General features: G+C 59.7%; 5 protein-coding genes. 1 reads left to right on the top strand and 4 read right to left on the bottom strand.

Annotated features, from left to right (window positions below; translation table 11 throughout):
• Nucleotides 1-258 (top strand): hypothetical protein (locus ACOZKU_RS27940; RefSeq protein WP_421581634.1); only part of this gene is annotated, 258 nt, incomplete at its 5' end.
• A gap of 68 nt (nucleotides 259-326) precedes the next feature.
• On the opposite strand, the gene ACOZKU_RS27935 is transcribed toward ACOZKU_RS27940, so the two are convergent.
• The 4 genes from ACOZKU_RS27935 to ACOZKU_RS27920 all read right to left on the bottom strand — a co-directional run bounded on the left by ACOZKU_RS27935 (nucleotide 327) and on the right by ACOZKU_RS27920 (nucleotide 2,186).
• Nucleotides 327-632 carry a hypothetical protein gene (locus ACOZKU_RS27935; protein ID WP_421581633.1) on the bottom strand — a complete coding sequence of 102 codons (306 nt, stop codon included), beginning with the start codon at nucleotides 630-632 and terminating at the stop codon, nucleotides 327-329.
• Entirely contained in the window at nucleotides 629-823 is a 195-nt protein-coding gene (locus ACOZKU_RS27930; RefSeq protein WP_421581632.1) for a hypothetical protein, read from the bottom strand. Before ACOZKU_RS27930 ends, ACOZKU_RS27935 begins: the two co-directional genes overlap by 4 nt.
• A gap of 168 nt (nucleotides 824-991) precedes the next feature.
• Entirely contained in the window at nucleotides 992-1,366 is a 375-nt protein-coding gene (locus ACOZKU_RS27925) for a hypothetical protein (protein ID WP_421581631.1), read from the bottom strand.
• Nucleotides 1,359-2,186 carry a glycoside hydrolase family 108 protein gene (locus tag ACOZKU_RS27920; protein ID WP_421581630.1) on the bottom strand — a complete coding sequence of 276 codons (828 nt, stop codon included), beginning with the start codon at nucleotides 2,184-2,186 and terminating at the stop codon, nucleotides 1,359-1,361. Before ACOZKU_RS27920 ends, ACOZKU_RS27925 begins: the two co-directional genes overlap by 8 nt.
• Nucleotides 2,187-2,246 lie beyond the last annotated feature (60 nt).

Genomic DNA, 2,246 nt, shown 5'->3' with positions numbered 1-2,246 from the left:
CCTATGGCCGCTTATGGAAACCTAAACTGCGAACAGCTGGGTCAGGAATACATTAAAGAACAAGGTAATCTCGCCGCACTTTCAAAACAACAGAACCAGGCGGCTACGGGAGACGCGTTTGGGGTATTCCTGATCGGTGTGCCGGCATCCAGTCTGACCGGTGGCGATAAGGAAGGGCAGATCGCGGTCAGCAAGGGGAAAGCGACCGCAATTGAATCCTCAATGAAGGCGAAGTCTTGCGCTGTTCCAAGTAGATAGACGCTCAGGTTAGAGCTTGCGATTAAAACGAAAAAGCCCCCTCGGCCGTCAAAGCAGAGGGGGCTACATCAATTTCGGGTACTTCGGGCTGACCTCTGCTCGAACACCCTGTCCAGCCGCTCGCTGATTCCGTCGATACGAGAAGCGACGCCCTCGATAGCGCGAAGCATTTGACTAGTCTGCTCTTGCATACCCTGTTTGGTCGCGAACGTTTCCGCTGCATGCAGCTTGTGAGCGGCGAGGTCACGCGACACGGATTCGGTCTCTTTGCGCGCCGACGTTAACTTGCCGTCAAGGTATTTCCAGACACCAAAGATCGCGCCAAATAGCATGACGATGAAGCCGACCGCGCCCATGATTTCGGGGCCACTCACGGATGCACCCCGCAGAGTTTTGCCAGCTTCTCGTTCTCGCGCAGGATCTGGCGTTTGGTCTCTTCAGTCATCTTGTCTTCCACACTGGGGCGCACGGCCCGCGCGACATCGCAGAAATTACCGCTTGCCGTCGCGCATCCACTTAGCGAGAGCGCTATCAATGTCAGCGCTGCCCATGCCTTGAACTTCATCTTCGACGCCCCTCGCCTTCTTGATTGCTTTTGCATTGTTGCGGGCCTGCTCGGCTTCTGCGTCGGCCTTACCGTCGGAGCGCCCATAGAAAAAAGCGCCCGCGATAATCGCGAGCGCCACACCAGCCATGGCTAGATAGCGTGAAATGCGGGACCATAGGACCGCTGCTATTGCCAGCATTGCGCATCCCCGTGGATCGTGTTGATATCGCCTTCACCAACCAGGAGGGGAAAATGCTCGACGGGAAAAAGTTCGGGTTGCCTTGCCCGAAATGCGGCCACAAGACGGAGCAGACTATCGCTTGGATAAAGGCGCATGACGACTTCGTCTGCGCGGGATGCGGCGAGACGGTCGAGCTCGACAACAAAAGGCTCCTCGCTGATCTCGAAGAGGTCCAGAAGAGCGTCGCGGAAACCCGGAAGAGCTTGCGCCGCATGGGAAAGCGCCGCTAGCACCTCTCGAGCGTTGCTGGCCGCCAAGGACAGTTTCAGTGTGCTAACCGACGGCTGGCTGTCGACGCCGCGGTATTCTGCGCTAAGCATCTGCCCTCTCCCGCTCCACAAGCCGATAGATGCCATAGGCCACGCCGGCCACCACAGCAGCGGCGAGCGCCCACTGCACAGGACCACTGCCGGCAGCAATTGCGCCGATCGCGGAAAGCAGACCGCCAAGCGGACCCCATGCTTCAGACTTTTTCAGGACTTCACCGATCCCGGTATCGCGCCCGTCAGCCTTGGCGCTGCCAGCAGTCGTCTGCGATGCGACCGGCTTCTTTGCTGCAGCAAGCCGCAGCGCATTTCCGACCACGCCTGGCTGGTCTTTGTACTGGCCCTTCGGGTCCTTGCCGGTCACGCGGATCGTCCAGCCACGGCCATTGGCCGAAAAGCCGGTCTTGCCGCCCAGCGACCGCAGGAACCGCATGCGCTCATCGCAATAGTCGATGATGAACATGCGCACGCCGCCAGGATAGGCGTTGACAGCGGCAAGCGTCTGCTCGCCGATATGTCCATCCACTTTGCCGGTATAGCCACCCTTGGCCGCGAGTACGGCCTGCAGCGACTTAACAGCGCGCGTCGGGCCGGAATTCACACCGAAATCGAACGCGGCGTAGTCGAGGCCCACCGGGAGAACGTCGCCGCCCGACTGCGTCCAGTAGGACCTCTGGTATATGGCCGTCGCTTCCGCCAAGGTCATAGCCTTGACGCGGTCTGCGGTGACTGAGGCAACACCAAGGTGGGCGGCGAGAGTCTTGTGCGTCACGCCGTATTTGGTGGGGCCGCCGCGGTCGGTCTTCGAATTCACATAGCCGCCCTCATGCCCGAACATGAGCTCGAGAGCGGTTGATAGGGTTTCTCTAGCCATGGGGCTCCTTCTGGCCGCGCAAAAACGCGCGGCCACGCTGGATGGTGGTCATGGGGATTT

This window comes from Shinella sp. M31 (assembly GCF_049199205.1).
GTDB lineage: Bacteria > Pseudomonadota > Alphaproteobacteria > Rhizobiales > Rhizobiaceae > Shinella.
Note: the sequence above shows the minus strand (reverse complement) of the source record. Positions and strands in the feature narration are given on the sequence as shown.

Coding starts and splice junctions, on each gene's coding strand:
- ACOZKU_RS27930 (WP_421581632.1), bottom strand. CDS start 823: ATGAAGTTCAAGGCATGGGCAGCGCTGACATTGATAGCGCTCTCGCTA.
- ACOZKU_RS27925 (WP_421581631.1), bottom strand. CDS start 1,366: ATGCTTAGCGCAGAATACCGCGGCGTCGACAGCCAGCCGTCGGTTAGC.
- ACOZKU_RS27920 (WP_421581630.1), bottom strand. CDS start 2,186: ATGGCTAGAGAAACCCTATCAACCGCTCTCGAGCTCATGTTCGGGCAT.